The organism is Actinomadura sp. NPDC048955 (assembly GCF_040649435.1).
Taxonomy (GTDB): Bacteria; Actinomycetota; Actinomycetes; order Streptosporangiales; family Streptosporangiaceae; genus Spirillospora; species Spirillospora luteofluorescens.
In genome coordinates this window covers 24,128-42,438 of record NZ_JBEZJI010000002.1, presented here as the reverse complement: position 1 = coordinate 42,438, position 18,311 = coordinate 24,128, and the positions used below count along the sequence as shown (strand labels likewise).

The window sequence follows — 18,311 nt, the reverse complement described above, 5'->3', positions numbered from 1 at the left end:
CCGAGTCGCGGACGCGGTGCCTCCGGATCGCTTTCACCCGGTCTCGGCGGCCTTCATCTCGGGGCGCGCGTCCGCGGGCGCGGGGCGGCGGGCGCGCACGACGAAGGCGGCGAACAGGGCGGCGGCCAGCATCGCGCCGCACGCGGCGAGCGAGGCGGCCGAGACCGCGTGGGCGAAGGCGTCGCGTGCGGCGCGGGCGAGGCCGGGGTCGCCGATCGCCAGGGCCTCGCCGAGCGAGTGGCGGGCGGCGGCGGGAGCGGAGTCCGGCAGGTCACGGGCGTAGGCGGCGGAGGCGAGGCTGCCGAGGACGGCGACGCCGAGCGCGCTGCCGAGCTCCTGGCCCGTGTCGTTCACCGCCGAGCCGACCCCGGCCTCCTCGGGCGGGACGGCGGCCATGAGCGTGCTGTAGGCGGGCGGTGTGCCGAGCCCGGCGCCGAAGCCGAGGACGACGAGCCCGATCGCGAGCGCGGCGTAGCCGTCGTCCGGTCCGGTCAGCCCGAGGGCCAGGAACCCCGCCGCGGTGACCGAGAACCCGGCGACGAGGGCGGGACGGGCGCCGGAACGCGCCTCCAGCGACGCGCCGAGCCCGTTGCCGAGGGCGGCGGAGACGGCGACGGGCAGCAGCGCGAGCCCGGCCTTGAGCGGCCCGTAGCCGTGCACGAACTGGAGCAGCTGGGTGAGGGCGAACAGCATCCCGGCCAGCGCGAAACCGAACAGCGCGATCATGGCGGCGGCCCCGGAGAAGTCGCGGTCGCGCAGCAGCCGCAGGTCGAGCATCGGCTCGGGACTGCGGTGCTGCCACACGGCGAACAGGCCGAGGGCGGCGGCGCCGGCGGCCAGCCCGCCGAGCGTGCGGGCGCCGGTCCAGCCGTGCGCCGGGCCGCAGATGACCGCCCAGACCAGTGCCGACATCCCCGCCGTGGACAGCACGGCGCCGGGCACGTCCGGGCGGCGGCGCGGCCCGCGCGACTCGGGGACGAGGACCAGCAGCCCGGCGACGGCGGCCGCGGCGACGGGGACGTTCACCAGGAAGACCGAGCCCCACCAGAAGTGCTCCAGCAGGAACCCGCCGAGCGTCGGCCCGGCGGCGAGCCCGACCATGGACGTCGCGCCCCAGATCGCGAACGCCTTGGCGCGCTCGTCCGGTCCGAACACCACCGCCATGATCGACAGCGTCCCCGGCATGAGGAACGCGCCTCCGGCGCCCATCAGCGCCCGCGTCGCGACGAGCTGGGCGGGGTTCTGCGCGAAGGCGGCCAGCAGGGACCCGGCCCCGAACAGCGCGAAACCGATCAGCATCGCGCGGCGGCGCCCGTACCGGTCGCCCAGGCCGCCCGCGGTGATCAGCAGCCCGGCGAACACCAGCGAGTAGGCGTCGATCACCCACTGGACGTCGGACGTGGTGGCGTCGAGGTCCCGGAGCAGGGACGGGATCGCCACGTTGAGGATCGTGTTGTCGACCACGACGACGAACAGGCCGAGGCACAGCACGCCGAGGATCTGCCAGCGCCGGGGATGCGGGGCCGGGGGCTCGTCCATGATCACTCCTGTCGTACAGCGTTCGAGTTGGCTCGCACACTGTACGAGCTGACTCGTACAGTGTTCAAGTCCCGGTACCCTGTACGAGAGCGAGGGAGGCATGCCGGTGGGCGAGGAGAGCAGGGCGGCGTCCGTCTGGGTGCGGCCGGAGCGCACGCGGCGGGGCCGGCCCGCCCTCGGCCGGACGCAGATCGTCGACGCCGCGCTCGACCTGCTGGACGCCGAGGGGCTGGACGGCCTCAGCATGCGCCGGCTCGGCACCCGCCTGAACGCGGGCGCGACCTCGGTGTACTGGCACGTCGCGAACAAGGACGAGCTGCTGGAGCTCGCCCTCGACCGCGTCATGGCCGAGGTGGCGGTCCCGTCCGGGGACGGCTGGCGGGCCGCCGCGACCGGCTACGCGCGCAGCCTCCGCGCGATGATCCACCGGCATCCGTGGACGGTGACGCTGTTCGGCGGCCGCCCGATGATCGGCCCGAACGCGACCCGCGTCCTGGACGAGGTCCTCGCCGCGTTCGGGTCCGCCGGGTTCACCGGTTTCGACCTGGAGTACGCGTGGTCGGCGGTGGTCGACTACGTCATCGGCGCGGCCGGGAGCGAGGCGAGCTGGCAGCGCGCCCAGCCCGGAACGTCCGCCGCCGAATGGGTCGAGAACCTCGCCCCCTACCTGGACCGGCTGGACGGGGAGCGCCCCGGTCTCGCGTCCCACATCCGCGAGATCTGGATGAAGGAGACCGGCGACGTCCTGGAGGGCCGCTTCGCGTTCGGGCTCGCCTGCGTCCTCGACGGCCTGGAAGCGCGCAGGCCCCCCGCCCGGTAGCGGACGGGGGGCCTGCGGCGGAGGCCGGCCGGGAGCCGGTTCAGAAGGGCAGCTCCGCGGGCGGCTTCGGCTTGGCGTCGCTCCATCCCGCCGAGCGGACGGCCTGGTACTCGATGACGAAGCCCGGCTTCATCTGCGAATACGGGCCGCCCGGCCGGGTCAGCACGTACTGCCGGGACAGCAGCGCGCCGGTCCGCTCGTCGAAGACGATCGTCTGGCGGGCGCGGTAGGTCCCCTGCTCGCCCTTCGGCGCGCCGTACTCCCCGGTGATCGTGACGGCGTGGTCGCCGGAGGCCAGCGCGACGCCCCGGCGGCCCAGCGGGTCGGTGACGCGGCCGACCGCGTGGACGCCCGGCTGCGCGGCCAGCGCCTTCATCAGTCCCGACCGCACCTTCGGCGGCAGCGGGGTGCCGAGCAGCGCCCACACCCGCATGATCTTGAGGGTGGCGGTCTGGCCGGGACCCGTCCGCGCCCCTTCGGCCTTCGCCCGCTTCGGGTCAAGGCCCGCCGCGCGCCCCATCTCGTCGTCGTTCAGGAACATCGCGGCGAGCCTGGCCGGGTCGGTCGGCAGGTTCCGCAGCTCCTCGACCGACTTGTCGAGGAACGTCCCACCGCCCTGGGGGTCGAGGCCGACCTCGGGGCCTTCCGACCGCCATTTCGTCGCCCTGGTGCTGTAGGTGTAGTAGTGGTCGTTGGACCAGACGCGGATGGCCGACGGCGATCCGGCCTTGCGCCACAGCGCCTCGTCCTGCGGGGTCTGCGGACGCGCCGGCAGGTCACGGCTGTAGTACGCCTCCCCCATCCCCTTCTTCGCGCCGGCCCAGTTGAACGTCTCGTCGTGCGCACCGAAGATCGCGTACGTTCCCGTCTTCGCCCGCACCACGTACGCCTGGCCGCTGAGCCTCTCGGCGGACCAGTAGTTGCCCGTCGGCTGCTCGGCGGCCTTGTCCGCCGCCACCAGCACCGCCTGCCTGCCCAGGTCGACGGAGGCGGGCGGCGCGTCCGGCGGCGACCCCGGGGAGCCCTGGCCGGTGGCGACGATGGCGACGGCGGCCGCCGCTCCGGCCGCGACGAGCCCGGTGCCCAGCCGGACAGGCCACCCGAAGCGCCGCGGGCGCGTCCGGGACGGCCGGGCGCGCCTCCCGCCCGGCGCCATCGCGTCCTCCAGCCTGGCCAGCGCCCGCGCCGACGCCTCCGCCGACGGGGGCGGCGGCTCGCCCAGCAGCCGCCGGACCCGGGCCGTCTCGTTCATGTCGATCTCGTTCACGCGGGCGTCTCCTCAACGATCAGCGCGGGATGGGTTCCGCCGAGCGACTCCCTCAGGCGGCGCCGGGCACGGTGCAGGCGGGACGCGACGGTGCCCGTCTTGAGGCCGAGCGCCTGCCCGACCTCCTCATAGGTCAGGTCGGCCAGCGCCACCAGCAGCAGGACGTCCCGGTCCCCGCGCGGCAGCCCGGCCAGGGCGTCGGCGAGGTCCGCGCCCGCGCCGCCGGCGGTGACGCGCGCCGTGACCCGGTCCTCGTGGCCGTCCTGGAGGCGCTCGGCCGGGGTGCGCGCGAGCGCCCGGTACCGGCGCCCCTCCGTGCGCCGGTGCAGCCCGATCAGCCGGGTCGCGATCCCGTACAGCCACGGGCGGACCGAGCCGCGGTCGGGGTCGAACCGGCCGCGCTTGTCGAACGCCGCGAGGAAGGTCTCGGCGGCGATGTCGTCGGCCGCGTCGACGCCGAGGCGCCGCGCCGCGTACCCGTGGATCGCGGCGAAGTGGCGGTGGAAGATCTCCGCGAACGCGGCGGGCTCGCGCCGGGACCGGACGATCGCCGCCGCGTCCGAGGCGTCGGAGCCGGACACGTCCGGCTCCGCACCGGACCGGGACCCGGGATCCGGCGGGTGGTGGTGGGCCATGGGGGTGATCCTCGTCGTCGGGGGAGTGCTCGGTCACCCGGTTCTCAACCGATCCCCCGATCACCCTTCACGCGCGAACGCCCCCCGCCCGGGCGGAGGGCCGGGGGGGCGGGGGGCGTTCACGGTCTCAGGTCAGGAGGGGAGCCCCGAGGGCGGCTTCGGCTTGGTGTCCGTCCAGCCCGACTCGCGGACGGCCCAGTAGCCGATCACGAAGCCGGGCCCGCGCGTCCGGTAGGCGCCGCCCGGCCGCGTCAGCACCCGCTGCTCGGCGAGCAGCATGCCGTCGCGCCGGTCGAACACCAGCTCGGAGCGGACGCGGTACTCGCCCTGCTCCTGCGGCGGCGCGCCGAGCCCGGCGTCCACGCGCACCGGCTCGTCGGCCGCGGTGAGCGCGACGCCGGTGCGGCCGAGCGGGTCGGTGGCCCGGCCGACCGCGCGGATGCCGGGCTGCGCGGCGAGGGCCCGCATCAGCCCCGCGCGCACCTTCGGGGGCAGCGGTGACAGCTCCAGCAGGTCCGAGGTGACCAGCATCTTGTCGGACGGGCTCATCGGGCGGCCCGCCGGGACGGGGACCCCGGCCTTCCCACCGGAGTCGAAGAACATCTTCGCGAGCGCGCCGGGGACGGTGGGCAGCCCCTGGATCTGCGCCACCGTCATCGTCCTGCCGCCCACGAGGAACGTGCCGCCCCGGGACGCGCCCTCGCGGTTCGCCTTCCACTGCGTGGTGCCGCGAGTGTAGGTGGAGTAGTGGTCCTTCTCCCAGACCCGGAAGGTCCCCGGAGACCCGGCGCGCTTCCACGCGGCCGTGTCCTGCGGGGTGAGCGGACGGGCCGGCAGGTCCCGCGCGTAGAACGCCCCACCGTCACCGGTCCGGGCGCCCGCCCACTGGAACCCCTCGCTGTGCGCGCCGACGATCGCGTACTCGCCCGACTCCGGCCGCATGACGAACGACCGGCCCTGGATCTGGTCGGAGAACCAGTACCGGCCGGTCGGCTGCGCGGCGGCCCTCTCCGCCGCCGCGAGCACGGCGCGCTTGCCGAGGTCGACCGCGGGTGGAGCGGGCGAGCCGGATCCCGTGACGGTCACGGCGATCGCCACGGCCGCGCCCGCGGCGACCAGGCCGAGCCCGGCCCTGAACCGCCATCCGACCCGGACGCGGCGGCGGGACGCCGGCTCCTCGAACACCCGGGCGCGGGCCTCGGTCATCTCCCGCAGCGTCGGCGGCGCGGGCTCCCCGTACGCCTCGCGGATCATGCTGAGCTCATCCATGGTCGTCCTCCTGAACCTGTGCGGGGTCGGTGCCGCCGAGCGCCGCGCGCACCTTCTTCCTGGCCCGGCTGAGCCGCGACCCGACCGTCCCGTACGGGATGCCGAGGGCGGCCGCGATCTCCTCGTGGGTGAGGTCGGCCAGCGCGACGAGCAGCAGCACTTCCCGCTCGCCCGCGGGGAGTGCGGCGAGCGCGCCGGCCAGCGGGCCGCGCAGGCCCTGCGCGCTGACCCGGGCGTCCACCCGGTCCGCGTGCCCGCCCTCGTGCCGGCCGGGGCCGAGCCGCCTGGCGGCGTACCCGTGGATCTCGGCGAAGTAGGCGTCGAAGATCTCGCCGAACCGTTCGGGGTCGTTCAGGGACATCCGCAGGACGCCCGAGTGGTCGGCCCGCCCCCGGGCCCCGTCCCGGGGTGGGTCTGCGGTGAGGGGTTCCCCTGTCATGTGCTGCCTTTCCGTGGCGGATGGCGGTCACCTCGTATCACCCGGAACCCCTCACCGCTTTCGCGCCGCGGCCTACCGGACCCGGTAGGCGCGGATGATGCTCTGGTCGACGCCGCTGCCGCCCGCGTCGTTCGCGGTGACGCGCAGCGACACGGCCTGCCCCTTGACCGGCGCGGGGAGCGGCGCGCTGAACCGCCCGCCGCCGAGGGCCTTCACCTGGACGGCCCGCCAGGTCCCGCCGTCGTCCGCGGACGTCCAGAACCGCAGCCCGGTGACCTCGGCTCCGCCGGAGCCCGCCATCCGCGCGACGGTGAACACGGCGGGCTCACCGGACGGCTGGTTGCGCAGGTCGAGGTTCAGGTCGTAGTCGACGAGAAGGAGCGGGAGGTTGGCGCTCTTGTGGCCGCGCGGCTCACCGGACCGGAACGTCCACGACGTCGACGTGCGGGTCGACACCGGCAGGAAGGCCGACGCGTCGTTCTCGTACGTCAGCCGGTACGCCGCCTCCTTGGACGGGACGGTGAACTCGGCGAACGGGCCGTTCTTCTCGCCCACCTTCTCCTCCCCCGCGAACAGCGCCATGTGCCCCTTCACCTCGTGCATGGCGCAGTCGAAGCCGTCCGGCCGGGTCTGGAGATCGACGAGCGAGACGCGCATGCTCTGCCCGGTGCGGGCCGCGGGGTAACGGGCACAGCCGCTGGGCGTGACCCCGGTACCCGAGTACGGGCCGGGACGCAGCGGCTGGCGGCCCCAGCGGTCGGAGACCCGCTCGCCCGGCTCCAGCGCGCCGAAGGGCCCCTGGTCCACCCAGAACTCCTCACCGAACTTGACGAACCCCTCGTCGCCCCACAGCAGGCCGGGGCCGGTCGAGACGTAGTCGGTCCGGGACGTTCCGGGCTTGACGTCACCGCTCCCCTCGAAGATCAGCAGACCTTCCGGGCTGATGCCGTAGCGCTTCTCGTTCATGGGGACGCCCGGGTCCCCGTCGAACGCGGCGAACTCCTGGTCGACCCGGGCCATCCGCTCCAGTTCGGCGCCGGTGACCACGTGCGTCAGGTCGGCGGGGATCCCGGCGCCCAGGGGGTGGAGGACGTCGTAGACCGTGCCGGGCGCGGTGAGCCGGTGGTTGGTGTACGCGCGGAACGTCCCGGTCTCGACGCCGTCCATCGGCTGGGCGTACACGGGCGCCTTCGCGGGATCGAAGGAGTAGGCGCTGTACCACCACAGTCCCTGGCCGGCGTCGCGGACCATGTCCGCGGACAGCATCGCCTGCTCGGTCTCGACGCCCTCGACGCGCGCGCCGACCCGCACGGCGGCGGCGCCGTCGAGCGTGACGGACGTGGGCCCGTCGACGACCACCTCGGGGTCGCCGGCCAGGGCCGAGCGCCAGTCGCCGAAGTCGTCCACGTTGCCGAGGACCGCGTAGCGGCCGTCCGGGACGCGGACCTTCGCCGTCCCGGTGGCGTCGACCGCCTCGGCGAACAGCGCCATGTCGGCCAGGTCGACCACGGTGGCCGAGGCGGAGAAGTTCGCCGGGTCGGTGCCGGGCAGCGGCGTGGCCTTGATCGTGAGGTCGTGCGACGGGGGCTCGACGTAGAACGTCACGGGCGTTTCGAGCGTGGCGCCGCCCCCCGTGGCCGTCACCACGGCCGTGTACAGGCCGGGACGGCCGGCGAGCCTGGCCGCGTCGACGGTCAGCGCGGCCTCACCGGTGCCGCCCGCCGGGACGTCCGCGGCGGACGGGACGCTCGCGGCGCCGTCCGCCTCGCGACCGCGGCGGTCGACGACCCGCACGCCCAGCCTCATGCGGACGGGCCCCGGGGCCTGGGACGTCCAGCCGAGCTTCGCGGACAGCGCACCGTGCTCCGGAAACCGCGACGTGCCGAGGTCGACGATGCTCTGCGCGGCGAGGACGGGGCTGGTCGCGGCCTCGCCCGCGTCGAGGCGTCCGGCGCCGCGCTCGTAGGCGTCGCCGCCGGTCGCGGGGCCGGCCGTCCCGACGAGGGCGGCCTTGAGCCGGGACGGCCCCCAGTCCGGGTGCCGCGCGGCGAGCAGCGCGGCGGCGCCGGCGACGTGCGGCGCGGCCATGGAGGTGCCGGACGCCTTGGTGTAGTTCGCCCCGGTCGGGGTGCCCATGCCGGTGCCCTCGGCACGGGCCGCGATGATGTCGACGCCCGGCGCGACGATCTCCGGTTTGGCGGCGTGCCCGCGCGGCCCCCGGCTGGAGAACTCCGCGAGGCGGTCGCGGGCGTCGACCGCGCCGACGGTCAGCGCGGCGTCGGCCGTGCCCGGCGAGCCGACCGACCCGACCAGGCCCTCGTTGCCCGCGGCGACGACGAACAGCGTCCCGTGCCGCTTCGTCAGGTCGTTCAGCGCCAGCGAGAGGGGGTCGGTGCCGTCGGTGGGGGCGCCGCCGAGGCTCATGTTGACGACGTCGGCGCGCGGCGCGGCCCACTCCATCCCGGCGATCACGCTGGAGTCGGTGCCGGAGCCCTCGTCGTCGAGGACCTTGCCGATCAGCAGGTCCGCCTGCGGGGCGACGCCCCTGCGCTCGCCGCGGGAGGCGGCGCCCGTTCCGGCGACGGTCGAGGCGACGTGCGTGCCGTGCCCGACCCGGTCGGCGGCGTCGGCCGACTCGGAGAAGTTCCGCGTCTCGGCGATGCGCCCCTGGAGGTCGGGGTGTCCGGCGTCGGCGCCCGTGTCGAGGACGGCGACCTTCGCGCCCTCGCCGGTGTACCCGGCGCTCCAGGCCTGGGGCGCGCCGACCTGCCGCAGGTTGCGGTCCAGCCGGCCCGCGCCGGGGGCGGCCGCGGGCGCTGCGGCGGCCGGGGCGGAGTTCGCCCTGACCTTGCCGTCGAGCCAGATGTGCCGGATCCCGCCCGTCGCCTTCAGGGAAGGGCCGCGCATCCCGGCCAGCGTCCTGCCGAGGACGCTCGCGCCGCCCTTGGGCTGGCGCACGGCGACGGCGCCGATGCTCGGCAGGTCCCGCGTCTTGGCGGGCGTTCCTCCGAGCGCCGACAGGGGGCGGGCGTCCTTGCCGCCCTGGACGATCAGCGGCAGGTCCTTGCTGCGAGCGTCGTCATAGCCCTGCGCGATCAGAGCGGTGACGTCGAAGAGCTCGGGTGCGATCACCCGCCCGACCAGGCCGGCGACGTCGATCGGCGTGACGACGACGTGCCCGTCCGGGCGGACCTCCTTGCGGAACGAGCGCTTCTCCCTCCCGGCGGCGGGGGTCACCGAGACCAGGGGCGGACGGCCCTTGACCGTCCGCACTTCGACCAGGTCCCCCGTCAGGAGGGTCACCTTCCAGGAGTGGCCGGGGGCGAGCCCGCCCGGACCCCCGGGTCCGGGGGGTGATGCGTGCGCCGGGGGCGCCGCCGCGAGCGCCCCCGCCGTGAGGACCGCGCCGAGCAGCGCCCGGCTCCAGCGTCCATGTGTCATCGAGACTCCTCTCGTCGCTACTGATCAGCCGGAGGAGCCGATCGCGTTCACGGGAGAAGTCCGGAGCATCCAGATATCACGGGCATCGCCGGGAACCGGAATAGGGCGCTCACTCGTCCTGTTGTAGAGGTCGTCAGCAAAGTTGAGTCCGGTCGACTCAAGTCATTTGACAAGGACGAGGTCGCCAGGCAACCTAGCGGGCAGAAGACTCAACCGGCCGCGCCTCGGGGGCGACCGGGGCTGCGATAACCACCGGATACGACGGAGGACGAGAAACATGGCACGTGCGGTCGGCATCGACCTCGGGACGACCAACTCGGTCGTCGCGATCCTGGAGGGCGGCGAGCCCACCGTCATCGCGAACGCGGAGGGGTCGCGGACCACGCCGTCCGTCGTCGCCTTCGCCAAGAACGGCGAGGTCCTGGTCGGCGAGGTCGCCAAGCGCCAGGCGGTGACCAACGTCGACCGGACGATCCGGTCGGTCAAGCGCGAGATGGGCACCGACTGGAAGACCAAGATCGACGACAAGGACTTCAACCCGCAGCAGATCAGCGCGTTCGTGCTGCAGAAGCTCAAGCGGGACGCCGAGTCCTACCTGGGCGAGACGGTCACCGACGCGGTCATCACCGTCCCCGCCTACTTCTCCGACCACCAGCGGCAGGCCACCAAGGAGGCCGGCCAGATCGCGGGCCTGAACGTCCTGCGCATCATCAACGAGCCGACCTCGGCGGCGCTGGCCTACCACCTGGAGAAGGAGAACGAGGCCACCATCCTGGTCTTCGACCTCGGCGGCGGCACGTTCGACGTGTCCCTGCTGGAGGTCGGCGACGGCGTGGTCGAGGTGAAGGCCACCAGCGGCGACAACCACCTCGGCGGCGACGACTGGGACAACAAGGTCGTCGACTGGCTCGTCGAGCGGTTCAAGAACGCCAACGGCGTCGACCTGTCCAAGGACAAGATGGCGCTGCAGCGGCTGCGCGAGGCCGCGGAGAAGGCCAAGATCGAGCTGTCCGGCTCGTCCGAGACGCAGATCAACCTGCCCTACATCACCGCGTCCGCCGAGGGCCCGCTGCACCTGGACGAGAAGCTCACCCGCGCCGAGTTCCAGCGGATGACCTCCGACCTCCTGGAGCGCACCAAGGCGCCGTTCCAGCAGGTGCTCAAGGACGCCGGCATCTCGGTGAACGAGATCGACCAGGTCGTCATGGTCGGCGGTTCCACCCGGATGCCCGCGGTCTCCGAGCTGGTCAAGGAGCTGACCGGCGGCAAGGAGCCGAACAAGGGCGTCAACCCCGACGAGGTCGTCGCGATCGGCGCCAGCCTCCAGGCCGGCGTGCTCAAGGGCGAGGTCAAGGACGTCCTGCTGCTGGACGTGACCCCGCTGAGCCTCGGCATCGAGACCAAGGGCGGCATCTTCACCAAGATCATCGAGCGGAACACCACGATCCCGACCAAGCGGTCGGAGACGTTCACCACCGCCGACGACAACCAGCCGTCCGTGGAGATCCAGGTCTACCAGGGCGAGCGCGAGATCGCCGCGTACAACAAGAAGCTCGGCACGTTCCAGCTCACCGGTCTGCCGCCGGCGCCGCGCGGCGTCCCGCAGATCGAGGTCACCTTCGACATCGACGCCAACGGCATCGTGAACGTCAGCGCGAAGGACCAGGGCACCGGCCGCGAGCAGTCGATGGTCATCACGGGCGGCAGCGCGCTGCCCAAGGACGACATCGAGAAGATGATGCGCGACGCCGAGCAGTTCGCCGAGGAGGACCGCCGGCGCAAGGAGGAGGCCGAGGTCCGCAACCAGGCCGACACCCTCGCGTACTCGACCGAGAAGTTCCTGCGGGAGAACGACGAGAAGGTCCCCGCGGAGCTCAAGACCGAGGTGAACGACGCGATCGCCGAGGTCAAGAAGGCCCTGGAGGGCACCGACGTCGACGCGATCAAGGGCAGCGCCGAGAAGCTCGCGCAGGTGAGCCAGAAGATGGGCGCCGCCATGTACGCGCAGAACCCCGAGGGCGCGCAGGCCGGCGCCGATGACCACGGGCCGACGGCCGGCACCCAGGGCGGCGAGCCGCAGGACGACGAGGTCGTCGACGCCGAGATCGTCGACGAGGACAAGCCGAAGGAGGAGGGCCGATGACCGCAGCGAAGCGAGGATCTTCGGCCCTCCACCCCGGGGGTCTGGGGGGCGACCCCCAGAAGGGCGGTGTGTCGTGACGTCCTCTCCCAACGGGGGCGAGGAGAAGGAGGGCCCGGTGATCCGCGACAAGCGGCGCATCGATCCCGAGACGGGGGAGGTCCGGGCGCAGGCGGGGGAGACCCCGCAGGCCCCGGAGGCCCCGGTGGACGGGGGCGGCGCCAAGGACACGGGTGAGGAGGACTCCTCGTTGAAGACCCAGCTGGCGGAGCGGCTCGCCGACCTCCAGCGCCTGAAGGCCGAGTACGACAACTACCGCAAGCGCGTCGAGCGCGACCGGGTCGCGGTCCGCGAGCAGGCCCTCGGGCAGGTGCTGACCGAACTGCTCCCGGTGCTGGACGACATCGGCCGCGCCCGTGACCACGAGGAGCTCACCGGCGGGTTCAAGTCCGTCGCGGAGAGCCTCGAGGCGGTCACCGGCAAGCTCGGCCTGGAGCGGTACGGGGAGAAGGGCGAGCCCTTCGACCCGGTCGTGCACGAGGCGCTGATGCACTCGCACTCGGCGGACGTGACCGAGACGAGCGTCACCGACGTCCTGCAGCCCGGCTACCGGATCGGCGAGCGGGTCCTGCGGCCCGCCCGCGTGGCGGTGGCCGACCCCGCTCCGGACTCCGGAGCCGGCGAGTCCGGCGACGGGCCGGGCGAGGCGGACGGCGAAACGGACGAATGATCCCCAGGGGGCCCGCCCGCGAGGGCGGGCCCGCAGGGGCCTGAAGACATGTGGCAAGTGGCGATAGCAGAAGGCGGGGCGCCGTGAGCACCAAGGACTACCTGGAGAAGGACTACTACAAGGTCCTCGGTGTCGCGAAGACGGCCTCCCAGGAGGAGATCAAGAAGTCCTACCGGAAGCTGGCCCGCAAGTACCACCCGGACGCCAACAAGGGCGACTCCGACGCCGAGGACCGCTTCAAGGAGGTCTCGGAGGCCTACGACGTCCTGTCCGACGAGAAGCGCCGCAAGGAGTACGACGCGGTGCGCTCGATGCCGGGCGGCTTCCGCGGCCAGCAGGGCGGCGGCTTCGGGTTCGACCTCGGCGACCTGTTCGGCCAGACCGGCGGCGGGACGCAGCCGGGCGGCGCCGGGGAGCGCATCGGCGACCTGTTCGGCGGCCTGTTCGGCGGGCGCGGCGGCGGCGGGGCCACCCGCACGGCGGGGACGCGGCGCGCGCGGCGCGGCGCGGACGTCGAGACCGAGGTGACCCTGTCGTTCGGCCGCGCGATGAACGGCGTCACCGTGCCGATCAAGCTGACCAGCGAGGCGGCCTGCAACGGCTGCCGCGGGACGGGCGCCAAGGCCGGCACCGTGCCGCGGGTGTGCCCGAGCTGCGAGGGCACCGGGCACGAGACCCGCAACCTCGGCAACTTCGGCTTCCAGGAGCCGTGCAAGGAGTGCCGCGGCCGGGGCCTGGTCGTGGACGACCCGTGCCCGATCTGCCACGGCAGCGGCCGCGCGACCGGCACCCGGACCATCCAGGCCCGCATCCCGGCGGGCGTCGCGGACGGGCAGAAGATCCGGCTGAAGGGCAAGGGCGCGCCCGGCGAGAACGGCGGCCCGGCAGGCGACCTGTACGTGAACATCAAGGTGCTGCCGCACCAGGTGTTCGGGCGCAGCGGCGACAACCTGACGCTGACCGTCCCGGTGACCTTCCCCGAGGCGGCGCTCGGCGGCGAGATCAGGGTGCCGACCTTCCAGGGGCAGCCCGTCACGCTGAAGCTGCCGGAGGGCACCCCGAACGGCCGGAAGTTCCGCGTGAAGGGCCGGGGCGCGCCGCGGCGCGACGGCACGAAGGGCGACCTGCTGGTCACCGTCGACGTGCACGTCCCGCAGAAGCTCGACGAGCAGACGCGCGAGGCGCTCGACCGGCTCCGGACGGCGGGCGCGGGCGAGGACCTGCGCGCCGACCTCCTCCAGCAGGCCAGACAGGAGTGATCTTCATGGATCCCTTCGGCGACGACACTCCGGTCTACGTGATCTCCGTGGCGGCGCAGCTGTCCGGGCTCCACCCGCAGACGCTGCGCACCTACGACCGGATGGGCCTGGTGTCCCCCGGCCGGACGGCGGGCCGGGGACGCCGCTACTCGATGCGGGACATCGTGATGCTCCGGGAGATCCAGCGGCTCTCCCAGGAGGAGGGCATCAACCTGTCCGGCATCAAGCACATCCTGGAGCTGCAGCGCGACAACGTGCGGCTCCGCGAGGAGCTCGCCAAGGCGCACGCGGCGCTGGAGGACCTCGCGAACGAACTCGAATCGACCCGTGCGGTCGCGGCGCGGCTGGCGCAGCAGCGGCGGCACGGCGAGCCGGGCGGCACTCCCGGCGCCGACCTCGTACCCATCAGGCGCACGAGTGTCGTCGTGTGGCACGAGCGCAACTCGGACTGACCTTCTTACGGGGTGGGGCATGGACTACAAGCTGACGCAGAAGAGCCAGGAGGCGCTGTCGGTCGCGGTCCGCAGGGCGGCGGCCGAGGGGCACCCCGAGGTGGAGCCGCAGCACCTGCTGGTGGCGCTGATCGGGCTGCCGGACGGGACGGCGGTGCCGCTGCTGGAGGCGGTCGGGGCCGACTGGCAGGTGATCCGCAGGCGGGCGGAGGAGCAGCTCGCGGGGATGCCGAAGGCGCAGGGGTCGACGGTGGCGACGCCGCGGCTGTCCGGCCAGCTCCAGCGGTCGGTCAACACGGCGGCCAACCGCGCGCAGCAGCTGGAGGACGAGTACGTCTCGACCGAGCACCTGCTGGTCGGGCTGGCGGCGGACGGCGGTCCGGCGGCGGGCCTGCTGAAGGAGTTCGGCGCGACGCCGGAGGCGCTGCTCGACGCGTTCGAGAAGGTGCGCGGCCACGCCCGCGTCACCAGCGAGAACCCCGAGGGCACCTACCAGTCGCTGGAGAAGTACGGCGTCGACCTGACGGCGGCCGCCCGTGACGGCCGGCTCGACCCGGTCATCGGCCGCGACTCGGAGATCCGCCGGGTGATCCAGGTGCTGTCGCGCCGGACGAAGAACAACCCGGTGCTGATCGGCGAGCCCGGCGTGGGCAAGACGGCCGTGGTGGAGGGCCTGGCGCAGCGGATCGTCGCGGGCGACGTCCCCGAGTCGCTGCGCGGCAAGCGGCTGGTCTCGCTGGACCTCGGCGCGATGGTCGCGGGCGCGAAGTACCGCGGCGAGTTCGAGGAGCGGCTGAAGGCCGTCCTGAACGAGATCAAGCAGAGCGAGGGGCAGGTCGTCACGTTCATCGACGAGCTGCACACCGTCGTCGGGGCGGGCGCGGCCGAGGGCGCGATGGACGCCGGCAACATGCTGAAGCCGATGCTGGCCCGCGGCGAGCTGCGGATGATCGGCGCGACGACGCTGGACGAGTACCGGGAGCGGATCGAGAAGGACGCCGCCCTGGAGCGCCGGTTCCAGCAGGTGTTCGTCGGGGAGCCGACCGTCGAGGACACGATCGCGATCCTGCGCGGGCTGAAGGGCCGGTACGAGGCGCACCACAAGGTGCAGATCAACGACTCGGCGATGGTGGCGGCGGCGACGCTGTCCGACCGCTACATCACCTCCCGGTTCCTGCCGGACAAGGCGATCGACCTGGTGGACGAGGCCGCGTCCCGGCTGCGCATGGAGATCGACTCCCGGCCGGTCGAGATCGACGAGCTGCAGCGCGCCGTGGACCGGCTGAAGATGGAGCAGATGAACCTGGAGAAGGAGACCGACGAGGCGTCCCGGCAGCGCCTCGAACGGCTCCGCGCCGATCTCGCCGACCGGCAGGAGCAGCTGAGCGGCCTGAACGCCCGCTGGCAGCGGGAGAAGTCGGAGCTGAACCGGGTCGGCGAGATCAAGGAGCGGATCGACCAGCTGCGCGGGGAGGCGGCGCGGGCCGAGCGCGACGGCGACCTGGAGACGTCCTCGCGGCTCGTCTACGGCGAGATCCCGGCGCTGGAGAAGCAGCTGGAGGAGGCGGCGGAGGCGACCGAGACCCGCGACACGATGGTCAAGGAGGAGGTCGGCCCGGACGACGTCGCCGACGTGGTCGCGTCCTGGACGGGCATCCCGGCGGGGCGGCTCCTCGAAGGCGAGACCGCGAAGCTGCTGCGCATGGAGGACGACCTCGGCCACCGGCTGATCGGGCAGGAGACCGCGGTCCGCACGGTGTCGGACGCGGTGCGCCGCGCCCGCGCGGGCATCTCCGACCCCGACCGCCCGACCGGCTCGTTCCTGTTCCTCGGTCCGACGGGCGTCGGCAAGACGGAGCTGGCGAAGGCGCTGGCGGAGTTCCTGTTCGACGACGAGCGGGCGATGACCCGCATCGACATGAGCGAGTACTCCGAGAAGCACAGCGTCGCCCGACTGGTCGGCGCGCCGCCCGGATACATCGGCTACGAGGAGGGCGGCCAGCTCACCGAGGCCGTCCGGCGCCGCCCGTACTCGGCGGTCCTGCTGGACGAGGTGGAGAAGGCGCACCCGGAGGTCTTCGACATCCTGCTCCAGGTGCTGGACGACGGCCGCCTCACCGACGGCCAGGGCCGCACGGTCGACTTCCGCAACACGATCCTGATCCTCACCTCCAACATCGGGTCGCAGTTCCTGGTCGACCCGACGCTGGAGAACGGGGCCAAGCGGGAGGCGGTGTGGAACGCCGTCCGGAACTCGTTCAAGCCGGAGTTCCTCAACCGCCTCGACGACGTGATCCTGTTCGACGCCCTGTCGACCGACGAGCTGACCCGCATCGTCGACCTGCAGGTGGACCGGCTGGCCGACCGCCTCGCCGACCGGCAGCTGACGCTGCGGGTCACGCCCGCGGCCCGCGAGTGGCTGGCGCTGACGGGCTACGACCCGCTGTACGGCGCGCGCCCGCTGCGCCGCCTCGTGCAGACGGCGATCGGCGACCAGCTCGCCCGCGAGCTGCTGTCCGGCGAGGTCCGCGACGGCGACGAGGTGGTCGTGGAGCTGGACGAGGCCGCCGACCGCCTGACCGTCCAGCCGTCGAGCGGCCCGAAGCTCACGAAGTGAGCGGCGAAGGCGGCCCCGGGGAGTCCCGGGGCCGCCTTCGCGGTGCGGTCAGATTTCGAGGCTCTCCTCGATCTCGCGGAGGCGGTGGCGGGCCAGGGCCAGGTTGCCGCGGGCGCGGTCGAGGGCCATGTAGAGGAACAGGCCCTTGCCCTTGCGGCCCGTGACCGGCCGGATGACGTGGTACTGGCTGGAGATGCTGATGAGGATGTCCTCGATCTCCTCCTGGATGCCGAGCTGGTCCATCGTGCGGAGCTTGGCGCGCACCACCTCGGTGTTCCCGGCGGCCGCGACCTGGAGGTCGAGGGTCTTGGAGCTGCCGAGCTGGCCGAGGGCCATCCCGCTGTTGTAGTCGACGACGGCGACGCCGATGGCCCCGTCGATCGTCATCATGTCCTTGAGGGCGAGGTCGAGGTTGGACATCGTGCTCCCCTTTCCTGGTCGTGAACGTCGTGTTCTCGTGGGTGTGCGCTGTCGGGGGGCGTCGCGCCGTCAGGGGCGGCGCGCGCCCGTGAGGCGGGCGGCGATGGCGCGGGCGGCGGGCCGCGACTCCAGGTGGAGGCGGCCCACGTTGACGTCCGGGTCGGCGAGGACGGTGAGGGACGCGGTGGGGCCGGCCGCGTAGATGACCACGTAGCCGTCCACGCCGCGGATCACGACCTCGTGGAAGGCGCCGCCGTGCGCGGTCTGCGCGATCCGGTGCGCGAGCGACAGGCCCGTCGCCGTCACGGCCGCCATGCCGGCGGGTTCGACCGACCCGGGCAGGTCGTGCGCGATGAGCAGCCCGTCCACCGAGGCCACGAGGCTCCCGCCGAGCTGCGGGACGCGGGCCCGCAGCGACCTCAGCTCGGCCGCGACCGCCTGCTCCGTCGCCCGCGCCGCCGCCGCGCCCGCGGCCGGTGCGCCCGGCCCCGCGGCCGGCGTGCCCGCCCCCGCTCGTCTCGCCACCTTCGCCAGCCTTTCGATCAAGTGAGCCACCCGGTCCCCAGCACGGTCAGCGGAGCTCCACCAGCGCCGCGTGGAGCCGGACGAGCAGGTCGTGGTCCGCGGGCGCCCAGTCCGCCGGCGCCCAGCCGGCGGGGACGTCGTCCCGGACGGGCGCTGCGGGCGCGTCCCGGGCGGGCGCGGCGCCGAACCCGTCCGGCGGGCCGGTCCGGAGCAGCGACGCCGCGGCGAGCCCGCGCACGGCGAGCAGGCACGCGAACACCGTCCGCCCGAGCTCGCGGGCGAGCTGCGGAGGGGTGCGCCGGCCGTCGGCGTTGAGCAGGATCTCCGCCTGGAGGCCGGTCAGGATGACGCGCTGCCGCGTGACGCGCCGGACCGGCACCACCGGGGCGACGTCCACGCTCCCGTCGGGCCAGGCGGCGTCGAGGAGGGCGCGGCGGCGGCGCTGCTCGTGGACGAGCGTCGCCACCGTCACCCGCCGGGGGCCGCCGCCCGGTGGCCCCTCGGTGAACTCCGGCTCGGCCCGCGAGGCGAGCAGGAGGCAGGCGGCGTCGAACATCGCGAGCAGCGCCGCCAGTTCCGGGTCGGGCCCGTCCGGCAGGTCGCCGGGCCCCGGCGCGTGCCGGCTCTCGGCGAGGGTGACGGCCCCGCGGTCGACGTGGAACGCGCCGTCGGCGCCCACCCGCAGCAGGCCGGTGGCCTTCTCCCGTTCCAGGGACGCCAGGGCTCCGGCGACCCGTCCCGCGTTCGCGTCCGCCATG

General features: G+C 73.8%; 15 protein-coding genes. 6 read left to right on the top strand and 9 right to left on the bottom strand.

Annotated features, from left to right (window positions below; all coding sequences use genetic code 11):
• Positions 1 to 33: 33 nt before the first annotated feature.
• Positions 34 to 1,539, bottom strand: coding sequence for an MFS transporter (locus AB0C84_RS02160; RefSeq protein ID WP_361060274.1), 1,506 nt, complete (start codon positions 1,537 to 1,539; stop codon positions 34 to 36).
• 100 nt (positions 1,540 to 1,639) lie between these two features.
• Between AB0C84_RS02160 and AB0C84_RS02155 the strand changes: the two genes are divergently transcribed.
• Positions 1,640 to 2,359 (top strand): TetR/AcrR family transcriptional regulator, encoded by a 720-nt coding sequence (locus AB0C84_RS02155; protein ID WP_361060272.1) that lies wholly within the window; start codon positions 1,640 to 1,642, stop codon positions 2,357 to 2,359.
• Between the two features lie 40 nt (positions 2,360 to 2,399).
• On the opposite strand, the gene AB0C84_RS02150 is transcribed toward AB0C84_RS02155, so the two are convergent.
• The 5 genes from AB0C84_RS02150 to AB0C84_RS02130 form a co-directional block, all read right to left on the bottom strand.
• Positions 2,400 to 3,626: a CU044_5270 family protein gene (locus tag AB0C84_RS02150; protein ID WP_361060271.1), complete on the bottom strand. Its 1,227-nt coding sequence runs from the start codon at positions 3,624 to 3,626 to the stop codon at positions 2,400 to 2,402.
• A complete protein-coding gene (locus AB0C84_RS02145; RefSeq protein WP_361060269.1) occupies positions 3,623 to 4,261 on the bottom strand; it encodes an RNA polymerase sigma factor in 639 nt (212 codons plus the stop codon). Before AB0C84_RS02145 ends, AB0C84_RS02150 begins: the two co-directional genes overlap by 4 nt.
• Positions 4,262 to 4,393: 132 nt before the next feature.
• Entirely contained in the window at positions 4,394 to 5,530 is a 1,137-nt protein-coding gene (locus tag AB0C84_RS02140; protein ID WP_361060267.1) for a CU044_5270 family protein, read from the bottom strand.
• A complete protein-coding gene (locus tag AB0C84_RS02135; protein ID WP_361060265.1) occupies positions 5,523 to 5,969 on the bottom strand; it encodes a sigma-70 family RNA polymerase sigma factor in 447 nt (148 codons plus the stop codon). Before AB0C84_RS02135 ends, AB0C84_RS02140 begins: the two co-directional genes overlap by 8 nt.
• Before the next feature lie 72 nt (positions 5,970 to 6,041).
• A complete protein-coding gene (locus AB0C84_RS02130; protein WP_361060263.1) occupies positions 6,042 to 9,410 on the bottom strand; it encodes a S8 family serine peptidase in 3,369 nt (1,122 codons plus the stop codon).
• 277 nt (positions 9,411 to 9,687) lie between these two features.
• On the opposite strand from AB0C84_RS02130, the gene dnaK reads away from it, so the two are divergent.
• The 5 genes from dnaK (at position 9,688) to clpB (ending at position 16,608) form a co-directional block, all read left to right on the top strand.
• Positions 9,688 to 11,553, top strand: a complete 1,866-nt coding sequence (gene dnaK / locus AB0C84_RS02125; RefSeq protein WP_339156120.1) for a molecular chaperone DnaK — start codon at positions 9,688 to 9,690, stop codon at positions 11,551 to 11,553.
• Positions 11,554 to 11,626: 73 nt separating this feature from the next.
• Positions 11,627 to 12,280: a nucleotide exchange factor GrpE gene (gene grpE / locus AB0C84_RS02120; protein ID WP_361060260.1), complete on the top strand. Its 654-nt coding sequence runs from the start codon at positions 11,627 to 11,629 to the stop codon at positions 12,278 to 12,280.
• An 83-nt stretch (positions 12,281 to 12,363) separates the two neighbouring features.
• Entirely contained in the window at positions 12,364 to 13,539 is a 1,176-nt protein-coding gene (dnaJ, locus tag AB0C84_RS02115) for a molecular chaperone DnaJ (RefSeq protein ID WP_179844934.1), read from the top strand.
• Positions 13,540 to 13,544: 5 nt separating this feature from the next.
• Entirely contained in the window at positions 13,545 to 13,991 is a 447-nt protein-coding gene (locus tag AB0C84_RS02110; RefSeq protein ID WP_179844935.1) for a helix-turn-helix transcriptional regulator, read from the top strand.
• Positions 13,992 to 14,010: 19 nt separating this feature from the next.
• Positions 14,011 to 16,608 carry an ATP-dependent chaperone ClpB gene (gene clpB / locus AB0C84_RS02105; RefSeq protein ID WP_361060257.1) on the top strand — a complete coding sequence of 866 codons (2,598 nt, stop codon included), beginning with the start codon at positions 14,011 to 14,013 and terminating at the stop codon, positions 16,606 to 16,608.
• A gap of 48 nt (positions 16,609 to 16,656) precedes the next feature.
• Here clpB and AB0C84_RS02100 read toward each other — a convergent pair whose 3' ends face one another.
• The 3 genes from AB0C84_RS02100 to AB0C84_RS02090 all read right to left on the bottom strand — a co-directional run bounded on the left by AB0C84_RS02100 (position 16,657) and on the right by AB0C84_RS02090 (position 18,310).
• The gene (locus tag AB0C84_RS02100) at positions 16,657 to 17,028 is read right to left on the bottom strand and encodes a hypothetical protein (protein ID WP_258945296.1); all 372 of its coding nucleotides are present in this window, start codon (positions 17,026 to 17,028) and stop codon (positions 16,657 to 16,659) included.
• A gap of 69 nt (positions 17,029 to 17,097) precedes the next feature.
• A complete protein-coding gene (locus tag AB0C84_RS02095) occupies positions 17,098 to 17,553 on the bottom strand; it encodes a roadblock/LC7 domain-containing protein (protein WP_361060255.1) in 456 nt (151 codons plus the stop codon).
• Between the two features lie 46 nt (positions 17,554 to 17,599).
• A complete protein-coding gene (locus tag AB0C84_RS02090; protein WP_361060253.1) occupies positions 17,600 to 18,310 on the bottom strand; it encodes a hypothetical protein in 711 nt (236 codons plus the stop codon).
• Position 18,311 lies beyond the last annotated feature (1 nt).

What these genes read in the sequence shown, in the direction of transcription:
- AB0C84_RS02160 (WP_361060274.1), bottom strand. Translation starts at nt 1,539, where the DNA reads ATGGACGAGCCCCCGGCCCCGCATCCCCGGCGCTGGCAGATCCTCGGC.
- AB0C84_RS02135 (WP_361060265.1), bottom strand. Translation starts at nt 5,969, where the DNA reads ATGACAGGGGAACCCCTCACCGCAGACCCACCCCGGGACGGGGCCCGG.
- AB0C84_RS02130 (WP_361060263.1), bottom strand. Translation starts at nt 9,410, where the DNA reads ATGACACATGGACGCTGGAGCCGGGCGCTGCTCGGCGCGGTCCTCACG.
- AB0C84_RS02110 (WP_179844935.1), top strand. Translation starts at nt 13,545, where the DNA reads ATGGATCCCTTCGGCGACGACACTCCGGTCTACGTGATCTCCGTGGCG.
- AB0C84_RS02100 (WP_258945296.1), bottom strand. Translation starts at nt 17,028, where the DNA reads ATGTCCAACCTCGACCTCGCCCTCAAGGACATGATGACGATCGACGGG.
- clpB (WP_361060257.1), top strand. Translation starts at nt 14,011, where the DNA reads ATGGACTACAAGCTGACGCAGAAGAGCCAGGAGGCGCTGTCGGTCGCG.
- AB0C84_RS02140 (WP_361060267.1), bottom strand. Translation starts at nt 5,530, where the DNA reads ATGGATGAGCTCAGCATGATCCGCGAGGCGTACGGGGAGCCCGCGCCG.
- AB0C84_RS02155 (WP_361060272.1), top strand. Translation starts at nt 1,640, where the DNA reads ATGCCGGTGGGCGAGGAGAGCAGGGCGGCGTCCGTCTGGGTGCGGCCG.
- AB0C84_RS02145 (WP_361060269.1), bottom strand. Translation starts at nt 4,261, where the DNA reads ATGGCCCACCACCACCCGCCGGATCCCGGGTCCCGGTCCGGTGCGGAG.
- AB0C84_RS02090 (WP_361060253.1), bottom strand. Translation starts at nt 18,310, where the DNA reads ATGGCGGACGCGAACGCGGGACGGGTCGCCGGAGCCCTGGCGTCCCTG.
- dnaK (WP_339156120.1), top strand. Translation starts at nt 9,688, where the DNA reads ATGGCACGTGCGGTCGGCATCGACCTCGGGACGACCAACTCGGTCGTC.